The 17,358-nt window shown below is 34.4% G+C and carries 21 protein-coding genes and 1 pseudogene; 8 read left to right on the top strand and 14 right to left on the bottom strand.

Features of this window, described 5'->3' with window-relative positions:
- The first annotated feature begins 39 nt into the window (after nt 1-39).
- The 3 genes from ODQ17_RS15445 (at nt 40) to leuE (ending at nt 2,778) form a co-directional block, all read left to right on the top strand.
- A complete protein-coding gene (locus ODQ17_RS15445) occupies nt 40-933 on the top strand; it encodes a LysR family transcriptional regulator (protein ID WP_322904854.1) in 894 nt (297 codons plus the stop codon).
- A 131-nt stretch (nt 934-1,064) separates the two neighbouring features.
- Nucleotides 1,065-2,054, top strand: coding sequence for a transaldolase (tal, locus tag ODQ17_RS15440; protein ID WP_322904852.1), 990 nt, complete (start codon nt 1,065-1,067; stop codon nt 2,052-2,054).
- Nucleotides 2,055-2,127: 73 nt separating this feature from the next.
- The gene (gene leuE, locus ODQ17_RS15435) at nt 2,128-2,778 is read left to right on the top strand and encodes a leucine efflux protein LeuE (RefSeq protein WP_322904850.1); all 651 of its coding nucleotides are present in this window, start codon (nt 2,128-2,130) and stop codon (nt 2,776-2,778) included.
- Between the two features lie 51 nt (nt 2,779-2,829).
- On the opposite strand, the gene ODQ17_RS15430 is transcribed toward leuE, so the two are convergent.
- Nucleotides 2,830-3,303, bottom strand: a complete 474-nt coding sequence (locus ODQ17_RS15430; RefSeq protein ID WP_004791690.1) for an Lrp/AsnC family transcriptional regulator — start codon at nt 3,301-3,303, stop codon at nt 2,830-2,832.
- 186 nt (nt 3,304-3,489) lie between these two features.
- Here ODQ17_RS15430 and ODQ17_RS15425 point away from each other — a divergent pair, with 186 nt between their 5' ends.
- A complete protein-coding gene (locus tag ODQ17_RS15425) occupies nt 3,490-4,665 on the top strand; it encodes a benzoate/H(+) symporter BenE family transporter (protein ID WP_322904847.1) in 1,176 nt (391 codons plus the stop codon).
- A gap of 55 nt (nt 4,666-4,720) precedes the next feature.
- Here ODQ17_RS15425 and ODQ17_RS15420 read toward each other — a convergent pair whose 3' ends face one another.
- From ODQ17_RS15420 to ODQ17_RS15410, 3 genes are all read right to left on the bottom strand, one after another.
- The gene (locus ODQ17_RS15420) at nt 4,721-5,164 is read right to left on the bottom strand and encodes an RDD family protein (RefSeq protein ID WP_322904845.1); all 444 of its coding nucleotides are present in this window, start codon (nt 5,162-5,164) and stop codon (nt 4,721-4,723) included.
- Between the two features lie 262 nt (nt 5,165-5,426).
- Nucleotides 5,427-5,600, bottom strand: coding sequence for a hypothetical protein (locus ODQ17_RS15415; protein WP_005306470.1), 174 nt, complete (start codon nt 5,598-5,600; stop codon nt 5,427-5,429).
- Nucleotides 5,601-5,776: 176 nt separating this feature from the next.
- Complete coding sequence (locus ODQ17_RS15410; RefSeq protein ID WP_004791683.1) at nt 5,777-6,004, bottom strand: hypothetical protein; 228 nt, start codon at nt 6,002-6,004, stop codon at nt 5,777-5,779.
- A gap of 290 nt (nt 6,005-6,294) precedes the next feature.
- On the opposite strand from ODQ17_RS15410, the gene ODQ17_RS15405 reads away from it, so the two are divergent.
- Nucleotides 6,295-6,738: a universal stress protein gene (locus ODQ17_RS15405; RefSeq protein ID WP_002115225.1), complete on the top strand. Its 444-nt coding sequence runs from the start codon at nt 6,295-6,297 to the stop codon at nt 6,736-6,738.
- Nucleotides 6,739-6,997: 259 nt separating this feature from the next.
- Nucleotides 6,998-8,584 (top strand): ATP-binding cassette domain-containing protein, encoded by a 1,587-nt coding sequence (locus ODQ17_RS15400; RefSeq protein WP_322904842.1) that lies wholly within the window; start codon nt 6,998-7,000, stop codon nt 8,582-8,584.
- 65 nt (nt 8,585-8,649) lie between these two features.
- On the opposite strand, the gene ODQ17_RS15395 is transcribed toward ODQ17_RS15400, so the two are convergent.
- The 3 genes and pseudogenes from ODQ17_RS15395 to ODQ17_RS15390 all read right to left on the bottom strand — a co-directional run bounded on the left by ODQ17_RS15395 (nt 8,650) and on the right by ODQ17_RS15390 (nt 10,360).
- Entirely contained in the window at nt 8,650-9,078 is a 429-nt protein-coding gene (locus tag ODQ17_RS15395) for a DNA breaking-rejoining protein (protein WP_322904840.1), read from the bottom strand.
- A gap of 35 nt (nt 9,079-9,113) precedes the next feature.
- Nucleotides 9,114-9,200: pseudogene (locus ODQ17_RS19230) on the bottom strand (hypothetical protein); the annotation flags it as partial.
- A gap of 47 nt (nt 9,201-9,247) precedes the next feature.
- The gene (locus ODQ17_RS15390; RefSeq protein ID WP_322904838.1) at nt 9,248-10,360 is read right to left on the bottom strand and encodes an OmpW/AlkL family protein; all 1,113 of its coding nucleotides are present in this window, start codon (nt 10,358-10,360) and stop codon (nt 9,248-9,250) included.
- Nucleotides 10,361-10,742: 382 nt separating this feature from the next.
- Between ODQ17_RS15390 and ODQ17_RS15385 the strand changes: the two genes are divergently transcribed.
- Nucleotides 10,743-11,249 carry a GNAT family N-acetyltransferase gene (locus ODQ17_RS15385; RefSeq protein ID WP_322904836.1) on the top strand — a complete coding sequence of 169 codons (507 nt, stop codon included), beginning with the start codon at nt 10,743-10,745 and terminating at the stop codon, nt 11,247-11,249.
- 92 nt (nt 11,250-11,341) lie between these two features.
- On the opposite strand, the gene ODQ17_RS15380 is transcribed toward ODQ17_RS15385, so the two are convergent.
- From ODQ17_RS15380 to ODQ17_RS15365, 4 genes are all read right to left on the bottom strand, one after another.
- Complete coding sequence (locus ODQ17_RS15380) at nt 11,342-11,704, bottom strand: NirD/YgiW/YdeI family stress tolerance protein (protein WP_005306481.1); 363 nt, start codon at nt 11,702-11,704, stop codon at nt 11,342-11,344.
- Between the two features lie 248 nt (nt 11,705-11,952).
- Nucleotides 11,953-12,240 (bottom strand): hypothetical protein, encoded by a 288-nt coding sequence (locus tag ODQ17_RS15375; protein ID WP_049836941.1) that lies wholly within the window; start codon nt 12,238-12,240, stop codon nt 11,953-11,955.
- A 267-nt stretch (nt 12,241-12,507) separates the two neighbouring features.
- Nucleotides 12,508-12,639 (bottom strand): hypothetical protein, encoded by a 132-nt coding sequence (locus ODQ17_RS15370; RefSeq protein WP_004643213.1) that lies wholly within the window; start codon nt 12,637-12,639, stop codon nt 12,508-12,510.
- Nucleotides 12,640-12,790: 151 nt separating this feature from the next.
- Nucleotides 12,791-13,660 (bottom strand): LysR family transcriptional regulator, encoded by an 870-nt coding sequence (locus ODQ17_RS15365; protein WP_174766183.1) that lies wholly within the window; start codon nt 13,658-13,660, stop codon nt 12,791-12,793.
- A gap of 225 nt (nt 13,661-13,885) precedes the next feature.
- Between ODQ17_RS15365 and ODQ17_RS15360 the strand changes: the two genes are divergently transcribed.
- Nucleotides 13,886-14,740, top strand: a complete 855-nt coding sequence (locus tag ODQ17_RS15360) for a DMT family transporter (protein ID WP_322904832.1) — start codon at nt 13,886-13,888, stop codon at nt 14,738-14,740.
- A gap of 53 nt (nt 14,741-14,793) precedes the next feature.
- On the opposite strand, the gene ODQ17_RS15355 is transcribed toward ODQ17_RS15360, so the two are convergent.
- The 3 genes from ODQ17_RS15355 to ODQ17_RS15345 form a co-directional block, all read right to left on the bottom strand.
- Nucleotides 14,794-15,057 carry a hypothetical protein gene (locus ODQ17_RS15355; protein ID WP_049836944.1) on the bottom strand — a complete coding sequence of 88 codons (264 nt, stop codon included), beginning with the start codon at nt 15,055-15,057 and terminating at the stop codon, nt 14,794-14,796.
- 161 nt (nt 15,058-15,218) lie between these two features.
- A complete protein-coding gene (locus tag ODQ17_RS15350) occupies nt 15,219-16,325 on the bottom strand; it encodes a minor capsid protein (RefSeq protein ID WP_322904830.1) in 1,107 nt (368 codons plus the stop codon).
- Between the two features lie 156 nt (nt 16,326-16,481).
- Nucleotides 16,482-16,724, bottom strand: a complete 243-nt coding sequence (locus tag ODQ17_RS15345; protein WP_151822975.1) for a hypothetical protein — start codon at nt 16,722-16,724, stop codon at nt 16,482-16,484.
- Between the last annotated feature and the right edge of the window lie 634 nt (nt 16,725-17,358).

Here is a 17,358-nt window from a genome sequence, read left to right as displayed (position 1 = left end):
TTGATTAATCCAATCAGGTTCTTTCACTTTTTTTGACAGATGAATATTAATCAAGAACAATTACTCATGTTTCAGGCCGTGATTGAAACCGGCTCTTTTTCAGCAGCAGCACGTAAACTTGGAAAAGTTCCTTCGGCTGTAAGCATGTCTATTGCCAACTTAGAAATTGATCTGAACCTGACTTTATTTGACCGTAAAGGCCGTGAACCCGTCCCTACTGACGAAGCACGGGTTTTATATGAAAAGACCTCTCAGCTTTTGATTGAGATGAATCAATGGAAACAGCATGCTCACGCATTAAGTACAGGGTTAGAAGCCAATTTAACTCTTGTGATTGTGTCTGAACTTTTACATACCAATTGGACCGACTATATTTGTCTTCTAGAGAGTCGTTTTCCTGACCTACAAATTAATATTGTGTCTGCCCCTCAAGAAGATGCTTTGCAAATGTTATTAGATGGGTCGGCCCAACTTGCACTGATGTTTGAACGTGAGCATCTAGATAACAGAGAACAATTTGTAGAACTTAAACGTGAGGCTCTAATTCCGGTTATTTCAAACAACCATCCTTTAGCAAGCCAAAATCAGGTTTCTTATGAACAAATCCTTACTACACGACAAATTGTAGTTGCAAGCCGAGATGAGACTTTAAAACCCGAGTTACTTTTTTCGAAGCACTATTGGCGCACAGATAACCACCACTCTGCTTGTTTAATGATTTTACGCAATCTAGGTTGGGGTGTTCTTCCTCAAGAAATGTTTAAAGAAAACCCTGAATTAAAAAATAAGCTTAAAGTATTGGATTTATTAGATTTCACTCCAAGATTTGAATATTACGTCGACTTAGTGTGGAGCCGTGAAAGTGAACTCGGTGCGGCTGCCAGATTTCTAATTGAATATATCCGTAAGCAACGAATGCAACCACTGCCTTAAAAATATTTCAAATTTGATGCAGAACCTAAACGTTTTTCTTTGAAATATAACAATTGATATATCGACAGCATGAATAGACTTTGTGCTATAAAAGAAAACATAAGATTTATTACTGAAGATGTTGAATATCAATGACTCATACAGCACTTGACCAATTAAAAACATTAACGACCGTTGTTGCCGATAGTAGTGACCTTGATGCAATTCGTAAATTTCGTCCATTAGACGCGACGACAAACCCTTCATTAATTACGGCAGCAGCAGAACAACCTGAAAGTAAAGAGCTGATTGAAGATGCTTATTATCAAGCCAAAGAAGAAGGCTATAGCAACGATGAGTTAATCGAAAGAACGATTGATATTTTGACTGTAAAATTTGGCGTAGAAATTTTAAAACTCATTGAAGGCCGTGTTTCTACAGAAGTTGATGCTGCCCTTTCATATGACACTGAAGCCACCATTCAAAAAGCACATGAATTATGTGAACTTTACAAAGGTTATGGTATTGATCAGTCACGTATTCTAATTAAAATTGCGTCAACTTGGGAAGGTATTCAAGCTGCTAAAGTACTTGAAGCTGAAGGGATTGCTTGTAATCTCACTCTCCTTTTCGGTTTGCATCAAGCTCAAGCTTGTGCAGATGCTAAAGTAACTTTAATTTCACCATTTGTAGGCCGTATTTTAGACTGGTACAAAAAAGCTGAAGGCGTAGATGCTTACCCAATCGAAAAAGACCCGGGTGTGGTTTCAGTTAAGAAAATCTACACTTACTACAAACAGCAAAATATTCCAACTCAAGTAATGGGTGCGAGCTTCCGTAGCATTGATCAAGTGCTTGGACTTGCTGGTTGTGATTTGCTAACGATCTCTCCGGGCTTACTTACCCAGCTTGAGCAAGATACACGTACAGTTAATGCAGCTCTTGATGCGACTAAATCAAAGCAAGCAGAGGCTATTGTTAGATCAGCTCAAGATGAGCAAAGTTTTAAAGACGAACTTAACCACGACTTAATGGCATTCCAACTTTTACAAGGCGGTGTAGATGGCTTTATTAAAGCTCGTGACCAATTAAGTTTTTTATTACGTCAATCTTTCGGAATTGATGCGGAAATTAAACCTTAAAAAACTGCACTTTTCATACAAAATCACCGATTTTTGTTATCATGGCAAAAATCGGTTTTTTATTGGGTTTCTCGTGTTCGGCATAACAGATCTAACAACATATATTATTGGTACATTCCTAATTGTGTTATTGCCAGGGCCCAACTCTCTATATGTGATGTCAATTGCTTCACGTTACGGGATTAAAACCGGATATATGGGCGCATTAGGTATTTTTACTGGTGATCTCATTTTAATGCTGTGTACCGTACTAGGAGCAGCCTCTCTACTTAAAGCATTTCCATGGGTATTTGTTATTCTTAAATTAACAGGTGCACTTTACCTATCTTATTTAGGTTTTAAACTCTTACAAGGCAGTATTCAACGCTGGAAACAACGTAATCAACCACAACCAGAAATGGCTGATTTACCCGCTTTAGATAAAGTTCATCCTTATAAAACAGCACTCAGTATTAGTTTACTCAACCCTAAAGCAATTTTATTTTTCCTATCTTTCTTTGTTCAATTTGTTGAACCTGACTACGCCTACCCCGCTTTAAGCTTTTTAATTTTAGCGGTTATTTTACAGGTGATTAGTTTTAGCTATTTAACTGCACTAATCTTCTCTGGAATCAAACTTTCAGCATTTTTTAAACAAAACCATAAAATTGCAGCGAGTAGTATTTTTTTAGTCGGAATTTTATTCTTCGGATTCGGTCTAAAACTAGCAAGCTCAACAATCTAATCATCTTTACCTATCCATTTTTGCACTATAAATTTAAAACATGATGAGCTGTTAAAATGCCAGCATGCCATCTGTTTTAACTTCATTGAGCACAAAAAATGTTCTGACTTGTCTTACTCCAGGTAAAGCAATAATCTTTTCACTATGGAATCGGTTAAACGCAGCTAAATCTTTAACACGAATTTTTAGAAAATAATCGACTTCTCCCGCCACCAAATAGCACTCTAAAACATTTTCCAAATCACCTGATGCTTGTTCAAATGCCTGAAAGCTATCTGGGGTTGAGCGGTCTAAAACCACACCAACGAGTACCACCGTATCACGCTGCACCATGCTTGGATTGATCCTAGCGCGTACATCTAAAATTGCCCCAATCTTAAAAAGACGCTGAGTATGATTCCAACAAGATGACGTACTTATGCCTACGAGCTTAGCCAATTCGGCATTACTTAAGCGTCCATTTTCTTGTAATGCACGCATAATTTTCAATTCGAGTGGTGATAAATTTTCAGCTTGCTCTTCCATAAAACAATATTCCAAATTTAGTGTTATTTATGGAAGGAATAATATCATTATTCAATATTTTAAAAATATTATTTCCATTTTAGGCTAAAAATAGAAAGCACCTTCTTTAAAAAAATTGTTAGATTTAGCGAGCTGAAAACAAAGGCAGAAACATATTAATTTTTCAGGGATTTAGAATATTTAGCTATGCAAAAGATTCTTCAAGATTTTTCTATTCCAGCCGTATTCGCGGGTTTCATTACCTTTCTTATTGGTATTAGTGTTTCGGCTATTTTAGTGATTCAGGCTGCCCAAGCTTTAGGTGCTTCACCTGAACAAATCACCTCATGGTTTTGGGCTTTAGGTTTGGGTCTTGGTTTATCAGGACTTATTCTTTCGTGGAAATTTAAATACCCTGTAGCAACTGCATGGTCAACCGCTGGTCTCGCTTTAATTATTGCAACTGGTGGTGGATATAGCATAAATGAAGCAATTGGTGCTTTTTTAGTGGTTGGTGTACTGACAGCGATTTTAGGTTTTTCTGGAATTTTTCAAAAAGCACTTTCCTATATTCCGCAAAGCTTGACCAGTGCCATGCTTGCAGGCGTTTTACTTAAATTTGGTATTTCACTTTTCGCAAGTTTGCAAAATGATTGGGTATTCGTTTTATCTTTACTCGTTATTTATATCATTACAAAAAGATTATGGCCGCGTTATAGCATCGTGTTCACAGCACTTGCTGGTGTTGTGCTCTGCCCTGTGTTTTTAGACTTTCATATGCCTACGCTTCACTGGTCTTTAGCTAAACCTATTTGGATTAGTCCTGTCTTTAGCTGGTCGGCTCTTTTGGGCTTAGCCTTACCTCTTTTTGTGATTAGTATGGCTTCGCAGTATTTACCCGGTATTGCCATGATTAAAAGTTATGGCTATAAACCACATGTTAACCAACTCATTGGCTGGACTGGTTTAACCCAAGTTTTGCTTGCACCTTTTGGTTGCTATAGCGTTAATATTGCTGCGATTAGTGCAGCTGTATGCCTTGACGATCAAGTTCATCCTGACCCAAGTAAACGTTATATTGCTGGCATGAGTTCTGGTTTTTTCTATGCATTGATGGGACTATTTGCAGCAACACTCACAAGCTTACTCATGTCTTTTCCCCATATCTTTATTGTAGCTTTAGCTGGCATCGCATTACTTGGTACCATTAGCCATAACATTGCGCTTGCCTTTGGCCCTGTTGAAGACCGTGAAGCTGCATTATTTACCTTCTTATGCAGTGCTTCAGGCATTCAATTTTTTGGTATTGGCTCAGCCTTTTGGGGACTTATTGTCGGTCTTATTGTATTTGTAGTACTTAAATTTAAAGTCAAAAAAAGTTAATAAAAAAGCGTTCATAGCGCCTTTTTCAATGCTGTGAACGCTTTTAGTCTTATTTTTATAGTTCTCTTACTACCACTGATTTTGCCATTTTGTCATGCCAGCCTTGTTTTTTAGCATCAAATGCGACCCAAAAAAGACCAATACCAAACACTAAAATTGACGGAATATAACCAACATATCGAATGATACTCTGCGTGACTGTTAGCTTATTACCTGTTTTTTCATCTAAAACTTTTAATCGCATCAATCGTTTACCTGGCGTTCCTGCAAAATACAACCAACATAAAATTGAATACAATAAAGGAAATACATAGTTCACGATCAAATCGAACCAATAATTTTGTGGCTTAGTACTTAAACCTGTAGCAAAGACTAAGTCGTAATCCCCCTGATAAAAAATCCATGCTGCAGGAATAACAGCCAAAAAAAGAATAAGAGTATCAATGATCATTGCACCAAATCTTAACCAGAACCCTGCATACTCATACTTATAAGTCATGCTTACCTCGCTTTGTTATTGTTTAATAGCTAAAAACGCTTTTACAATTTTACTTTTATCCTAAATGAAACTTTTTTATTTTTAAATACTTAAATAAATTTAAAATATTCTACTTTTATATTTTATTGTAATAAATCTGATCTAAAGAACGTTATTGCATCAATATTCATCATAAAACTCATATTTTTAGAACTGAACTTTTTCATTTCAGTTCTATTGGGAAAATTTTTACAGGAAATTAAAATACAAACTCATATTATATTTATTTCCAAAATAAAATATCTAATTTAAACTCTTTCTTTAATAATAACGCTGCAAATAATAAAGCTAATCCAATAACAATTAAAAAAACACTTAAACTGATTACTCCATAAACAATAGCTACACTGCCTAATATAGCTAAAACATAAAATATAATTACACTGAATGTCGGCATTTCAATTTATTCCACTACTTAAAATAAAAGCAATTTATTCTATCGAGTTTATAAACGATTGCTGTTTTCAAATGTTGGCTACACTATTAATTTGTATCATCATACAATAATCATGTTATTAAACTTATTTAGTGTTACTTTGCTTTAATAACCAGTGATGTAGTTCACATAATTTTTTATTTAATTTCAAAGTAATGTTTTTCAGTGACGAGTTTAATTTTTAGATTTTTATATAAGCGTTCTTTTGAATCTTCAAGTGAAGGGACAACTTTTTCTGCAAATTTATCTTCGGTCATCAGTCTGGCATAAGTTTTATAGCCAATAACTAACTTTTCGGGTTCTTTACCTGTTTGACGGAACTCTTCAATAAGTTTATTAACTTTCTTTGCTGTTAAATCAGCCATCTTCCTCACTCTCCCCTTAATTCACTATTTTGTTATACGTTTTCTATATGACAGAAATATGAACAGTAATTTTTTGTAATTTTCATGTAAATATTATCGATTTTTTAGCAATACTACCTAAACGCCATCTCAATCAATAAAAAAATAAATACAAATATATGATTTAAAATAAATTTATTTAATTTTTCTTTCCTATGACTGAATAGATGTTTACCGTGAATGAAATATGTTAATCTTTAATTAATAAATGCTTCATACATATAACAACTGTAAATAAGAGGAATAACATTATGAATTACCAACATATTATTGTACCAGTCGATGGTTCGGAAATTTCTTTAGCGGCAGCAAGACAAGCAGCTCATATTGCAAAAGCATTTGGGAGCAAATTGACCGCTATTAGCTTAGTTGCGGTAGATCCTTTTAGCGGTGTAGATTTTTATTACATCTCACCTGTTGTAAAAGATTATTTTGTTGAAGCACGAGCAAATGCAGAAAAAACACTCGCTAAAGTAAAAGCTTTATGTGCTGAAGAAGGTATTGATGCTGAAACTCAAATCATCCAAGGTGAAATCTCTTCAGACGGTATTTTGAAAGCTGTAGAAGACTTAGGTTCTGATTTGATTGTGATTGGCTCTCATGGTCGTAAAGGCTTCCAAAAACTTATTCTGGGTAGTTTTGCTCAAGATGTTTTAAACAGTACCAAAATTCAGGTATTGGTTGTAAAAGAATAAACTTTTTAGATGCAAAAAAACCCAATCGTTGGATTGGGTTTTTTAATAAAATAAATTGCATAAATTTTACACTAATCAAAAATCCAGTTAGAATAGTTTCTTATTCTTCCAATTTCGTGAGTCACGCCAATGAAGTAAGTCTTTTTTCTCATCAATTTTTCTTTTTTTGATGTGCAAAATAGACTATTTTTTTGTGATTTAACGTCTCTGCTTAAAACTACTTTCCTATTTTGTACATCCTGTATTTATGAGGTTTTTTATGACTCAGCAGGCATGTGTAATAGCACAACTCTCTTTAGAATTTTCATCTAAAGACATGTTTAAACAACTAAATTTTAGCCTTGAATCGCATCAAGTATCTGCTTTAATTGGCCGTAATGGTCAAGGCAAATCTTTGCTTATGCAAATGTTAAATCAGACGCTTAAATCAGATTCAATTTTGACATCGGGGCAAATCTCTTGGCATGTAAAGCATGCATATTTACCTCAGTTGCATCGTTTAGCAGCACAAACCATTGCCGAAGCATTAGATATCTTAGATGTTTATCACGCGTTTAAAAGAGTTGAACAAGGTGTCGCCAACTTTGATGATTATGATTTGTTAGAAGGTAAATGGGACCTCCCTGCCTTATGGAATAATTTATTGGAATCTGCGGGTTTACCAACAGATTTAGACTTTCCAGTGAAAAACCTAAGCGAAGGTCAAAAAACTAAATTGGCATTAAGCTGTTTATTTCTAAAATCAGATCATTACTTATTACTTGATGAACCTAGTAATCATCTAGATCAGGAATCTAGAAAATGGTTAATTGATCATTTGAGGAAACACCCAGCAGGTGCGCTTATCATTAGTCATGATCGTAGTTTACTGAATGAAGTAGATCATATTTATCATTTGAATGAACATGGTTTACATCACACAACGGGAAACTATGAAAAATTTTATGGCCAGTACCAAATTCATGTTGCAGCCTTAGAGCAATCTGTTCAACAAGGCCAACGCGACGTTAAACACATGAAGCAAAAGCAGCATGAAGTATTAATGAAAGCTCAAAAACGTGAACGGGCTGGAAATAAATTACGCGAATCAAATTCTCAAGCCAAAATTTTGCTCGATTTTAAAAAGGAACAAGCAGGCCAAAGTATTGCTGCCATACAGTCTCAACAGCAACGACAAATTTCGAACAGTCAAAATGATTTAACAGACAAAAAAATGCGTCTTGAAACGGTCAAGCCACAACAGTTTGTCTTCCCTACTTTTCATAAGAAATCTGGAGAAATTCTTCGCATTAAAAAACTCAAACTGAAATATGGAACACAAAAAACCATAGATTTAGCGGTACAGGCAGCCGAAAAAACTCACATAACGGGTCAAAATGGTATTGGCAAATCGACACTCCTTAAAGCAATTCAAGCTCAAAACAAACAGCCATGTGACAACATTCACTTATCTGTAGAGTGCTTTTATCTGGACCAAAACTTTAGCTTTTTATGTGATGAAATGACGGTGATTGAAAATCTAAGCCACATGAATAGTGAACTTTCAGAACTAGAATGGCGAAATCTATTAGGTCAACTTCGAATTCGAGGTGATAAAGGTACACAACTTTTATCTCAGCTCAGTGGTGGTGAAAAACTCAAAGTAGCCTTATTGGCGCTTAGCCAGATACATCCTACCCCTGAACTCTTGTTATTAGATGAACCAGAAAATCATTTAGATATTGAATCTAGAGAACTATTAGCTACTGCTATTCAAAGCTATGAAGGCGCTGTATTGCTCATTTCACATGATCAAACTTTTGTTGAAAGTTGTGCTATTCATGAGTCTTTCTCTTTAGCCGATTAATCTTTATTGATATCTTTTTCAAATTTACTAGTTCTCTTTTGAGAGCTAGTAAATTCTAGAAATCATTATTTTTTTACTTTATTTAATATTTCAATATCTAAACTATATTTCACAGTTTTATTTTTACGAGCACTATTTCGCATTTGGTAAACCTGAACAATATAATCACCATCAACTGGTAAAGTAAGTTCTCCTTTAGATCCTACAGTTGAACCAATTAATAATGCCTTATCCTTACCTGGCTTTTTACCTGGGGCAAAAATATTAACATAGGCTAAATTACCAAGACTATTAATATTGAATTTCAATATTTGTCCATTCTTTGCATAAACTCTATATCTCACATCATCATAACCCTGAAACTTTCCAGTTAGTGTGGTATGAGTTGAACCTTGTAAAAAATTAACTTTTTGCTCAACATTTTTAGCTAAAACTGTGAATGATGCAGTTGAAATTAGCGTAGATAATAATAAATTTTTAATAATTTTCTTCAATTTCTAATCCTCAAAAATATTTTTAAATTATTATATTAAAAATATTTTTTATAAAATTTTACTTTATGTATGAGTTTAACAAGTAATAGTTGTTTTTTATAATTAGTAACAAATAAGGTATCTCAAAGTTTAAATATGATTAACTCCGAGATACCCTTTTTAAAAAATATTAGAATCGATAACCTACCCCTAAATAGGTAATCAGTGGATCAATATCAACTTTTGTTGTGGCATGTATTAAGCGAGTTCCCGTATTTTGATTGACGACATCAATTTGGGCATTATTACTTAACTTTGCATAGGACACAGAAGCTACCGTATACCATGAATCGTTAAAATCATAGGTAAAACCAGCGGTAAAAATAGGCGCTATCGCATCATCTGCATCGACATTAACGACCATTTTTCCGCTCGACTCTTTTCGGTCTAAAGCCGCTCCAGCTTTGCCATCTAACACGTTTTGGATCATATGGCCTGCGGACACTAAATCAGAACGAATTCCATCGTTGAGTTTAATATCATTAAAATGAGCATACATTAAACCCACTCCAACATAGGGTCTAAACTTATTTACCCCACTTTTACCAAACTGATATTGTGCTTCTATGGTTGGCGTCCATGCTCGAATAGATGCAGCTTTAGATTTATTGCCTAAGTTGGTAATTGGAATCGCCTGTCCTAAAGTAATCCCATTTGGGAAAAGATATTTCACTAAGTCATTAGGAGACATTGCGACTCCACTTAATGGCGCTAGGATCTCTCCTTTTCCTTTAACATCAACTTTAGGTGGAATTCCGCCAATAAATTGTAAAGACACATTATCATTCAGATAATAGTTAAAGGTTAACCCCAACGCATCTACATCATCAACCTCAAGCCCGGCATCATTTTGTTGCCAGTTTTCGATTCCTTGAATCGTCGCAACACCGGAAACTTCAGGTTTGATATTACCGTTCTCATCAAGAATAATCTCCCTCATGTACTCATCTTTTAATGCTAGCTCTAGAAACTCCTTTTGATTAAAAACTTCTCCTCCTAAGTCTACTTCTGTGGCATTAGGATCAACCGAATTTAAAAAACTGGTTGTTGAAATAGTACCGACTTTAGCTGCGGTTCCATTTTTAACAGCGGTATTAATATTAAATGGATTAGCTTTACCCTGTGGCATTACATGTAGCCAACCAGCAGAGACAGAGAATTTTTTAAATTCCTGCGCATAACTCATGCTTGTGATTACAGATAATGAACTCAATATTGCTATTTTTATTACTCTTTTTTTCATTTTTATTCCATCCTAGAAATATATTGCTAATTTTGCAATATAGATATGGAATATAGCCAAGTTGCCTTTTTTATCAATCAGTATAATTTTTAAACAAAATTAATTTAGATAAATCTATCAATTTATCACTTTAATTATATGAAATAGTTATCTAATTTTTCTGACGAATGACACAATTAAAATTAAAAATAATTTAACAAATGGTAAAATAAACAAATAAAATTAGTCTTATATTGGCTAGCTGTCGTTATTGAGTTATTTAAATTAGAATCTAGTTAGACATTTAATTTTCGTTCATAGACATTTCAATAAAAACCAACGAAGAGAGCTTATCTAAAAAGTTATATCGTATAGCTAATCAATAAATCTGGAAGAATTTTTAATGAATATTATTATTCGTGATGAACAAGTTGAAGATATAGAAACCATAGAACACTTAACTAAAGCAGCTTTTCAAAATGCCGAGCACACGAGTCATACCGAACATTTTATTGTGAATAGTTTAAGAAACCACGGACAACTGACTATTTCTCTCGTGGCAGTTGAAGATGGTTCTATTATTGGACATGTTGCTATTTCTCCAGTTCAAATCAGTTCAGGGGAAATAGGTTGGTATGGTTTAGGCCCTATTTCAGTTCATCCAGATAAACAAGGGCTGGGTATTGGTTCCCTTTTGATGAATAAATCACTAGAAAAATTAAAAAAATTAGGTGCAAAAGGATGTGTTTTATTAGGTGATCCCAACTATTACAGCCGCTTTGGTTTTAAAAACAATCCTGAGCTAATTTTATCTGATGTACCGAGTGAGTATTTCCAAGCCTTAAGCTTCTCGGGTCATTTTGCTAAAGGCTATGTAAGCTATCATGAGGCATTTAATGCAACCCAATAAGAAAAAGCTATCGTCTTTCAAAAGAAAACCCCTAAAAATAGGAGTTTTCTTTTTTGTTTACTTTGAAAAATATTGATATAAATAATCTAGTTTTATTTAATACGCTCAATCTTAAAAACTTCAATATCGGTAGGCTTAACTCGATGTGTATCCACCTCTCCTACAACACGCACTTTATCGCCAGCTTTTAGTTGTAGAGGCTTCCACAAGTCATCATCAATATCAATTACAATCGAACCCGTAGCATCTTTAAACTCGAAATGATCACCAGCAATATGCTTTACGATCGTACCCGTCAAAGTTACTCCAGATTCATCAGCCAAAGTTTTTGCTTTAGACACTGTGACTACATTTTTTGTCGCTTCTTTTATTAATGTAGCATCGGGTTTAGCTAATACCGCATTACTACCCAATAAAGCCAACCCAGTGAAAGTTGCTAAGAATATTTTTTTCATTACCATGACCTAATTTTAATGTTCTTAGTTATATAAACAAATTCTTTTAAAGTTATAGATTTAGGTTTTGTGGTTTTTTGTATCTTATAAGAGAGTTTCTTTAATCATGTCATGTAGAAACACCAAAGAATTTCTTTAGGTTCTCTTTCCCATAAACAATTTTATAACCTTTAGTTTTGTCATGAATTTACTTAAGAAAGCGTGTTTCTTAAGTAAATTAAACTCAGCATTAAAATATCACTTAATTGTTAAGCAACAAGTTGGCCTAAATTCAATAAAATATTTATGGCTTCTGTCTCATCCTCTGTTTGCCCAACAATCATTCTGTCATATGAAATTCCACCAATCTCAATATAAATTTTTGGATGAGGAAGCTGAGGGATATAAACTTTGAGCGGTTGATAAAGAGCAAGAAGATAACCAAATGAATCATAAGGATAATGATCATCTTTTAACGTCTTCTTTATCACCATATAAGTGTTCAAAATATCTAGAATAAAACCATATTCATTTTCAGAATGAAATTTAGCGTCCATACTTACCTCCTTGATTAATTAATATTTTTATAATCAAATTTAAAGGTTAAATTTCTGATCTGATGGTGTAACCAATTCACTTTAAATATAGAGTTATATTTAAAGTGATTCCTGTTGAATTAAATATATTTAAAACCAAGTATATTAGTCAACATATTTTGAACAGTGCCATTAAAAATAAATATTTCGAGTTACAATTCACACTTTAAGATTAAAATAAAAAGATATAAAAACCCATCTTACGATGGGTTTCGAAATTCATCTGGATTATGAATCTTTGTCCATTGAATGAGGAGTAGTCGTTTTATCTTGCTGCTTTGTGTCATTTTCACCTTGGCAGGCACTCACACTTAAAGAAATAATGGCAGCTAAACCCAAGGTAGCCATAATTTTTGTCATATTTCACCTCATGAATTATTTAGATAGTGAGTTAATAAATACTTTTTATTAGTTTTACGATCAGCATAGGTTTCTAGGCTTTTTTGTAGATTTAACGCAAAAATGTAAAGCTCTTTAGTTCATCTTTAAATATCAACTTAAAATTTGGTCTTTAAACATTAACTGAGTGTCGTAGCGTTTTAATGAGTAATTCATATAGGTGGTCTACAGCTTTTGAATCTAAAGAAGACCTACTCCGATAAACAGCAGCCTCCATTGGTTCTAATGGCCCAAGTCCATGATCTGCACCTAATATGGTTAAATGCTCAGGTGCACTGCATTGTGTAAACACAGCGATTGCTAAACCGCTTTCAACTGCTGCAATCTGACCAGCTAAACTTGAACTGTTGTACACCACACGGTAACGGCGACCTTGTAATGCCAAAGAATGAATAGCACTCTTTTTAGCTTGGCTGGTACTTTCGTAAACTGCAATTGGAAGCGGATCTTCTCGCCAGAGTTCAAATTGTGGAGAGCCAACCCATACCATCGGTTCATGAAATAATAATGTTCCTTGACGAGCGTTATCTCTTGAAATTAATGCCAAGTCTATATCACCACTTTCTACTCGTGGAATTAAAGAAGTCGACTGTTCACAAATCAATTCAATTTCGACCCCTCCGTAACGTGGTGCAAAACGCTTAAGTACAGGCGTTAAATATTTAGCAGCATAGTCATCAGGTACACCAAGACGTATACGGCCCTTTAATTCATCTCCATGAAATGCCATTTGAGCTTCTGCATGTAAGTCGAGAATTCGGCGCGCATAACCTAAAAGTAGCTGTCCTTGCGACGTTAATTCAATTTGTCGATGTGTTCGTATTAAAAGTTGGCAATGCAGCGCTTCTTCTAGTTTTTTCAGTTGCATGCTAACCGCAGACTGAGAGCGATATAACTCAGGTGCTGCATTCGACAATGAGCCTGTATCTACGACTGTGACAAAACACTTTAACCAATCAATCTGTAAGTTTTTTATATTCATTACGATTTATCTATTCGATTTTCAAATAGTATATAAAAGAATTATGCGCTTTTCTTTATCTATTCTCTCTCCCATACTGAAATTAGAAGAAGTTAAAACAATTCATTTTTCTAAAAGAAGCTATCCGTGAATTGATTAATGTCTGAATAACACGTTAATAGCGACACCTACTAACAATTTCATCACTTCGTATTTCTTAGGTATTACGCACTAGGAGGAGGTTTTATGCGCCTAAATAAACAGATGCTTGCATCACAAAGTGCGACATCTATTTTCGTTTTACTTTGGGGAAGTGCCGCAATTTTTACTCGTTGGGGACTCGATAATGCCTCACCCATAGCCTTATTAATTCTGCGCTTTTCAACTGCTTTAATTGCTCTGTCGGTATTAGCTATTTTTAGAAAACGATTCTTACCCAAGCATGGAACCCGAAAGCAAGTTTTACTAACGGGATTACTCATGATTGCAGGTTATTCAATCTGCTATTTTAAAGCGATGGCTCATGGGGTCACTCCTGGCTTAATGGCCACAATCATGGGAATACAACCCATTTTAACGCTTTGCCTTCTAGAAAAGAATTTACAAAAAGAAAGGCTTTTCGGTTTACTCATTGCTTTAGCAGGTCTCATTCTTTTAGTCTGGAAAAGCCTAACAATGTCGTTTATTGCGCCGATCGGCATATTCTTTGCCTTGGCTGCCCTGATCTGTATAACCTTTGGGGCCATCATGCAAAAGAACATTCAACAGGCTCCTACAGATGTCTTACCCCTACAGTATGTAGTTAGCCTTATAGTTTGCTTATTTATAGTTCCGTTTGAACATTTTGAAATAACGTGGAATTCGCAACTGATTATTTCTGTCTTATTTCTTGGAATTTTAATTTCTGTAGTTGCGCAGCTTTTACTTTACAGACTTTTAAATCAGGGCAATATTGTCAACGTGACAAGCCTGTTCTATTTGGTTCCCATTGTTACTGCGCTGTTAGATTTTCTAATTTTAAAAAATACGTTACCTCTGGCAGGTTTAATTGGAATGATTGCAATTTTACTAGGCTTATTGCTTGTATTTAAAAAGAGATAACTCATAGAAATAATATAGAACCCTCAACTGAGTGTCTTATTTTGAGTAAAAATTTAATCTAAATTTTTCCAGTCTGTACCAATTTGAGCTAATGCTGGAAGCTCATCACTATTAAAAACATTAGAATTACGGTCAATAGCAAATCGATAAATGGGCATAGAGTCAGCTTCAGTTTTCTTAAAGAAACTGAAGTTTTCATTAAGATGGTAATTACCGCCTTCTGTAGATTTTGTTGCTGTTCCTGAGGGTATATGAGTATAACTTTCACATTCCACTTCAACATTATTTCCGGCAAGATCTTGGTAGGAAAATTTCATGTCTTAATCCTTTCTAAATTTTTATGATTGAGAAAAACTTAACATGCTATCTTGCTAGATTATTGAAACTTTTTTAACTAATTGTTTAAGTGTGTATATTTGGTTAAAACTAAAAAAGTTATTCAAGATAAAAATTTTATTTGAAATGCTTCGGCTCTCACTCACAAATCCAAAAATTTTAAAGCCCGCTCATCAAGTTCTTTAAGTTCCTCGAGTGTATATAACCGCCCCTCTGGATCAAAAAATTTATCAAAATCGAATTGCCCTTCTTTATATAATTGATATCGTTTAGGCCCTAACCATTCTTTTTGAAAGAAATCATCTGTCAGTTTAAAAAACTCTTTAAAAGAAGTATTTGCATCTAGCTGACCAGTTAATTGTTCGCGCTCATCTTTAGGAATATCTTTAAATTTTCTTTCATCCATAATGAAAGCTCGACGACCAACGAGCTGACCATCCTCAAGAGTTGGAACTAAAATGCTACGGCAATGAGGATGTAAAGGAGGAACTTTTTTTGCCGGATCGTTAAGCTGCCATACCGAACCATCAAGTGAGGCACATGTTTTCGATGTCCTTCCATCAAGAACACTTACAAATCGGACATATTCAAACTTTAATTGTTTATAGCTATTTAAATATGCCTGATTGGATATATGGCTTCGAATTGTACGTACAGTTCGTTCAATATCTGTTTTAGTACTATTGAGTAGCCCATCATCATATTTAAGACGTTTAGTTCCATGAATACGCTGAATAATTTGTAGGGTTGTAGCGCCAATATTAAGCCCATCTCGAATCGCATATTCAACTCTTTGACGAGCTACCTCAGCAATTTTAGAGAGTAATTCATCTACTAATGCTCCACCCGCTAAAGGAACGCGTTTAGCAGCTTTATAGAGTTGCTCGCCTTTTAACTCTTTATGTTGGCCACCAAAAATTTTTGACATATATCTAGCTTCATAGAAAGCCAATGCCACAGCAGATATTGTAAAAGTGTCAGTGAGAGCTTCATTAATCAAATTAAACCACTGAGAAATTAGCGCACGTATCTCTCTTAAATTGGCTGTTGAATAAATTCCACCAGCCAATGCTGCTTTTTCCTTTTCATTTAGCTCATCTAATAAGTTAGCCAACTTATCAAGCATGGTAACCGTTTCAGAATTAAATAAATTAAGAAGTTCATTGACCGATCTTGATGATGCTCGATATAGATAGGCCTGATGCTGAGTCAAAATATCAAAAAGTGTTTTTTGATGAAGATTAGCCATAAAAATTTACCTCTACAGAAGTGCTTTTTTATTGTTCTGCTATATTTTCAGTATCTCTAGAACAAGTTATGACTAACAAGCACACCTACGTAAAGTTATTTAGCTAAATGCTCATCCTTGTAATGCATTTTTTTATAAACGTACCTTAAATCTAATCTAAATAGGATCTTTCACACTGAGTAAAACAGCATTACTCGGAATACTTTTAAGTATTTTCTTTTGTTGTTTCAGCCATTCTTTATAAAATTTTTGATCAGATTGTTCCGAAAAGTTGTCTTTAGGCTTGTTATAGGAAGCATCACGCATATTTTCAGATCGTACACACGGCCAATTGTTTAAGTGGGGTGTCAAAACAGCATTACTTACCAATGAAAGCTCTTCTAATCTAATCAAATTCATCTCTACTTCCTTACTTCCCTCTAGCGTCCTCACTCTTCAATTGATTCATGCAAAACTTTATTTTGAATAATCTATAGACGGCTATTGCTTATTCCCTAAACCGATCCAATGAGGGCTACACACAAATAACATGCCTTCAAAAATGCAAAGTGCAAATTTTGTGTATTGATTTATCAAACATGTAAGTTGCTATAGGAATGAATAAATTGAGTTTAAATAGAGTGATGAAGATATTTAGAATGTTTTCTTCTTTGTTGCTTTAATTTCAGATATACTGAACTTAGTATGAGATGAGCCTTATATAGTTCATTGCTAGATCAATGAACGACTAAGCCCTTCGCTTTCAAGCAAGGGCTTTTTTAATGCCTAAAATTTGAGAAAACTTATACTTATATGAACTGTCTGGTCGGCCATTGGTTTGCCTTTATAGATCAGGTCTGTTAGATTGGTCTTGTTCATCAACTCCTATTGTCGATGAATACTGAAGCCTGATTCGTAGCATCAGGCTTTTTTAATGCCTAAAATTTGTATAAATAATCCTGCCCAAATGATGACATGTGATCTCGGTACGATCCGAAACAAAGTAAATCAAAGTAAATCAAAGTAAATCAAAGTAAATCAAAGTAAATCAAAG

It is taken from the genome of Acinetobacter sp. IRS14, assembly GCF_034650275.1.
GTDB lineage: Bacteria > Pseudomonadota > Gammaproteobacteria > Pseudomonadales > Moraxellaceae > Acinetobacter > Acinetobacter oleivorans.
This window is presented reverse-complemented; position numbering and strand designations above follow the sequence as displayed.

Coding starts and splice junctions, on each gene's coding strand:
- ODQ17_RS15445 (WP_322904854.1), top strand. CDS start 40: ATGAATATTAATCAAGAACAATTACTCATGTTTCAGGCCGTGATTGAA.
- tal (WP_322904852.1), top strand. CDS start 1,065: ATGACTCATACAGCACTTGACCAATTAAAAACATTAACGACCGTTGTT.
- ODQ17_RS15430 (WP_004791690.1), bottom strand. CDS start 3,303: ATGGAAGAGCAAGCTGAAAATTTATCACCACTCGAATTGAAAATTATG.
- ODQ17_RS15425 (WP_322904847.1), top strand. CDS start 3,490: ATGCAAAAGATTCTTCAAGATTTTTCTATTCCAGCCGTATTCGCGGGT.
- ODQ17_RS15420 (WP_322904845.1), bottom strand. CDS start 5,164: ATGACTTATAAGTATGAGTATGCAGGGTTCTGGTTAAGATTTGGTGCA.
- ODQ17_RS15415 (WP_005306470.1), bottom strand. CDS start 5,600: ATGCCGACATTCAGTGTAATTATATTTTATGTTTTAGCTATATTAGGC.
- ODQ17_RS15410 (WP_004791683.1), bottom strand. CDS start 6,004: ATGGCTGATTTAACAGCAAAGAAAGTTAATAAACTTATTGAAGAGTTC.
- ODQ17_RS15405 (WP_002115225.1), top strand. CDS start 6,295: ATGAATTACCAACATATTATTGTACCAGTCGATGGTTCGGAAATTTCT.
- ODQ17_RS15400 (WP_322904842.1), top strand. CDS start 6,998: ATGACTCAGCAGGCATGTGTAATAGCACAACTCTCTTTAGAATTTTCA.
- ODQ17_RS15390 (WP_322904838.1), bottom strand. CDS start 10,360: ATGAAAAAAAGAGTAATAAAAATAGCAATATTGAGTTCATTATCTGTA.
- ODQ17_RS15385 (WP_322904836.1), top strand. CDS start 10,743: ATGAATATTATTATTCGTGATGAACAAGTTGAAGATATAGAAACCATA.
- ODQ17_RS15380 (WP_005306481.1), bottom strand. CDS start 11,704: ATGAAAAAAATATTCTTAGCAACTTTCACTGGGTTGGCTTTATTGGGT.
- ODQ17_RS15375 (WP_049836941.1), bottom strand. CDS start 12,240: ATGGACGCTAAATTTCATTCTGAAAATGAATATGGTTTTATTCTAGAT.
- ODQ17_RS15370 (WP_004643213.1), bottom strand. CDS start 12,639: ATGACAAAAATTATGGCTACCTTGGGTTTAGCTGCCATTATTTCTTTA.
- ODQ17_RS15365 (WP_174766183.1), bottom strand. CDS start 13,660: ATGAATATAAAAAACTTACAGATTGATTGGTTAAAGTGTTTTGTCACA.
- ODQ17_RS15360 (WP_322904832.1), top strand. CDS start 13,886: ATGCGCCTAAATAAACAGATGCTTGCATCACAAAGTGCGACATCTATT.
- ODQ17_RS15355 (WP_049836944.1), bottom strand. CDS start 15,057: ATGAAATTTTCCTACCAAGATCTTGCCGGAAATAATGTTGAAGTGGAA.
- ODQ17_RS15350 (WP_322904830.1), bottom strand. CDS start 16,325: ATGGCTAATCTTCATCAAAAAACACTTTTTGATATTTTGACTCAGCAT.
- ODQ17_RS15345 (WP_151822975.1), bottom strand. CDS start 16,724: ATGAATTTGATTAGATTAGAAGAGCTTTCATTGGTAAGTAATGCTGTT.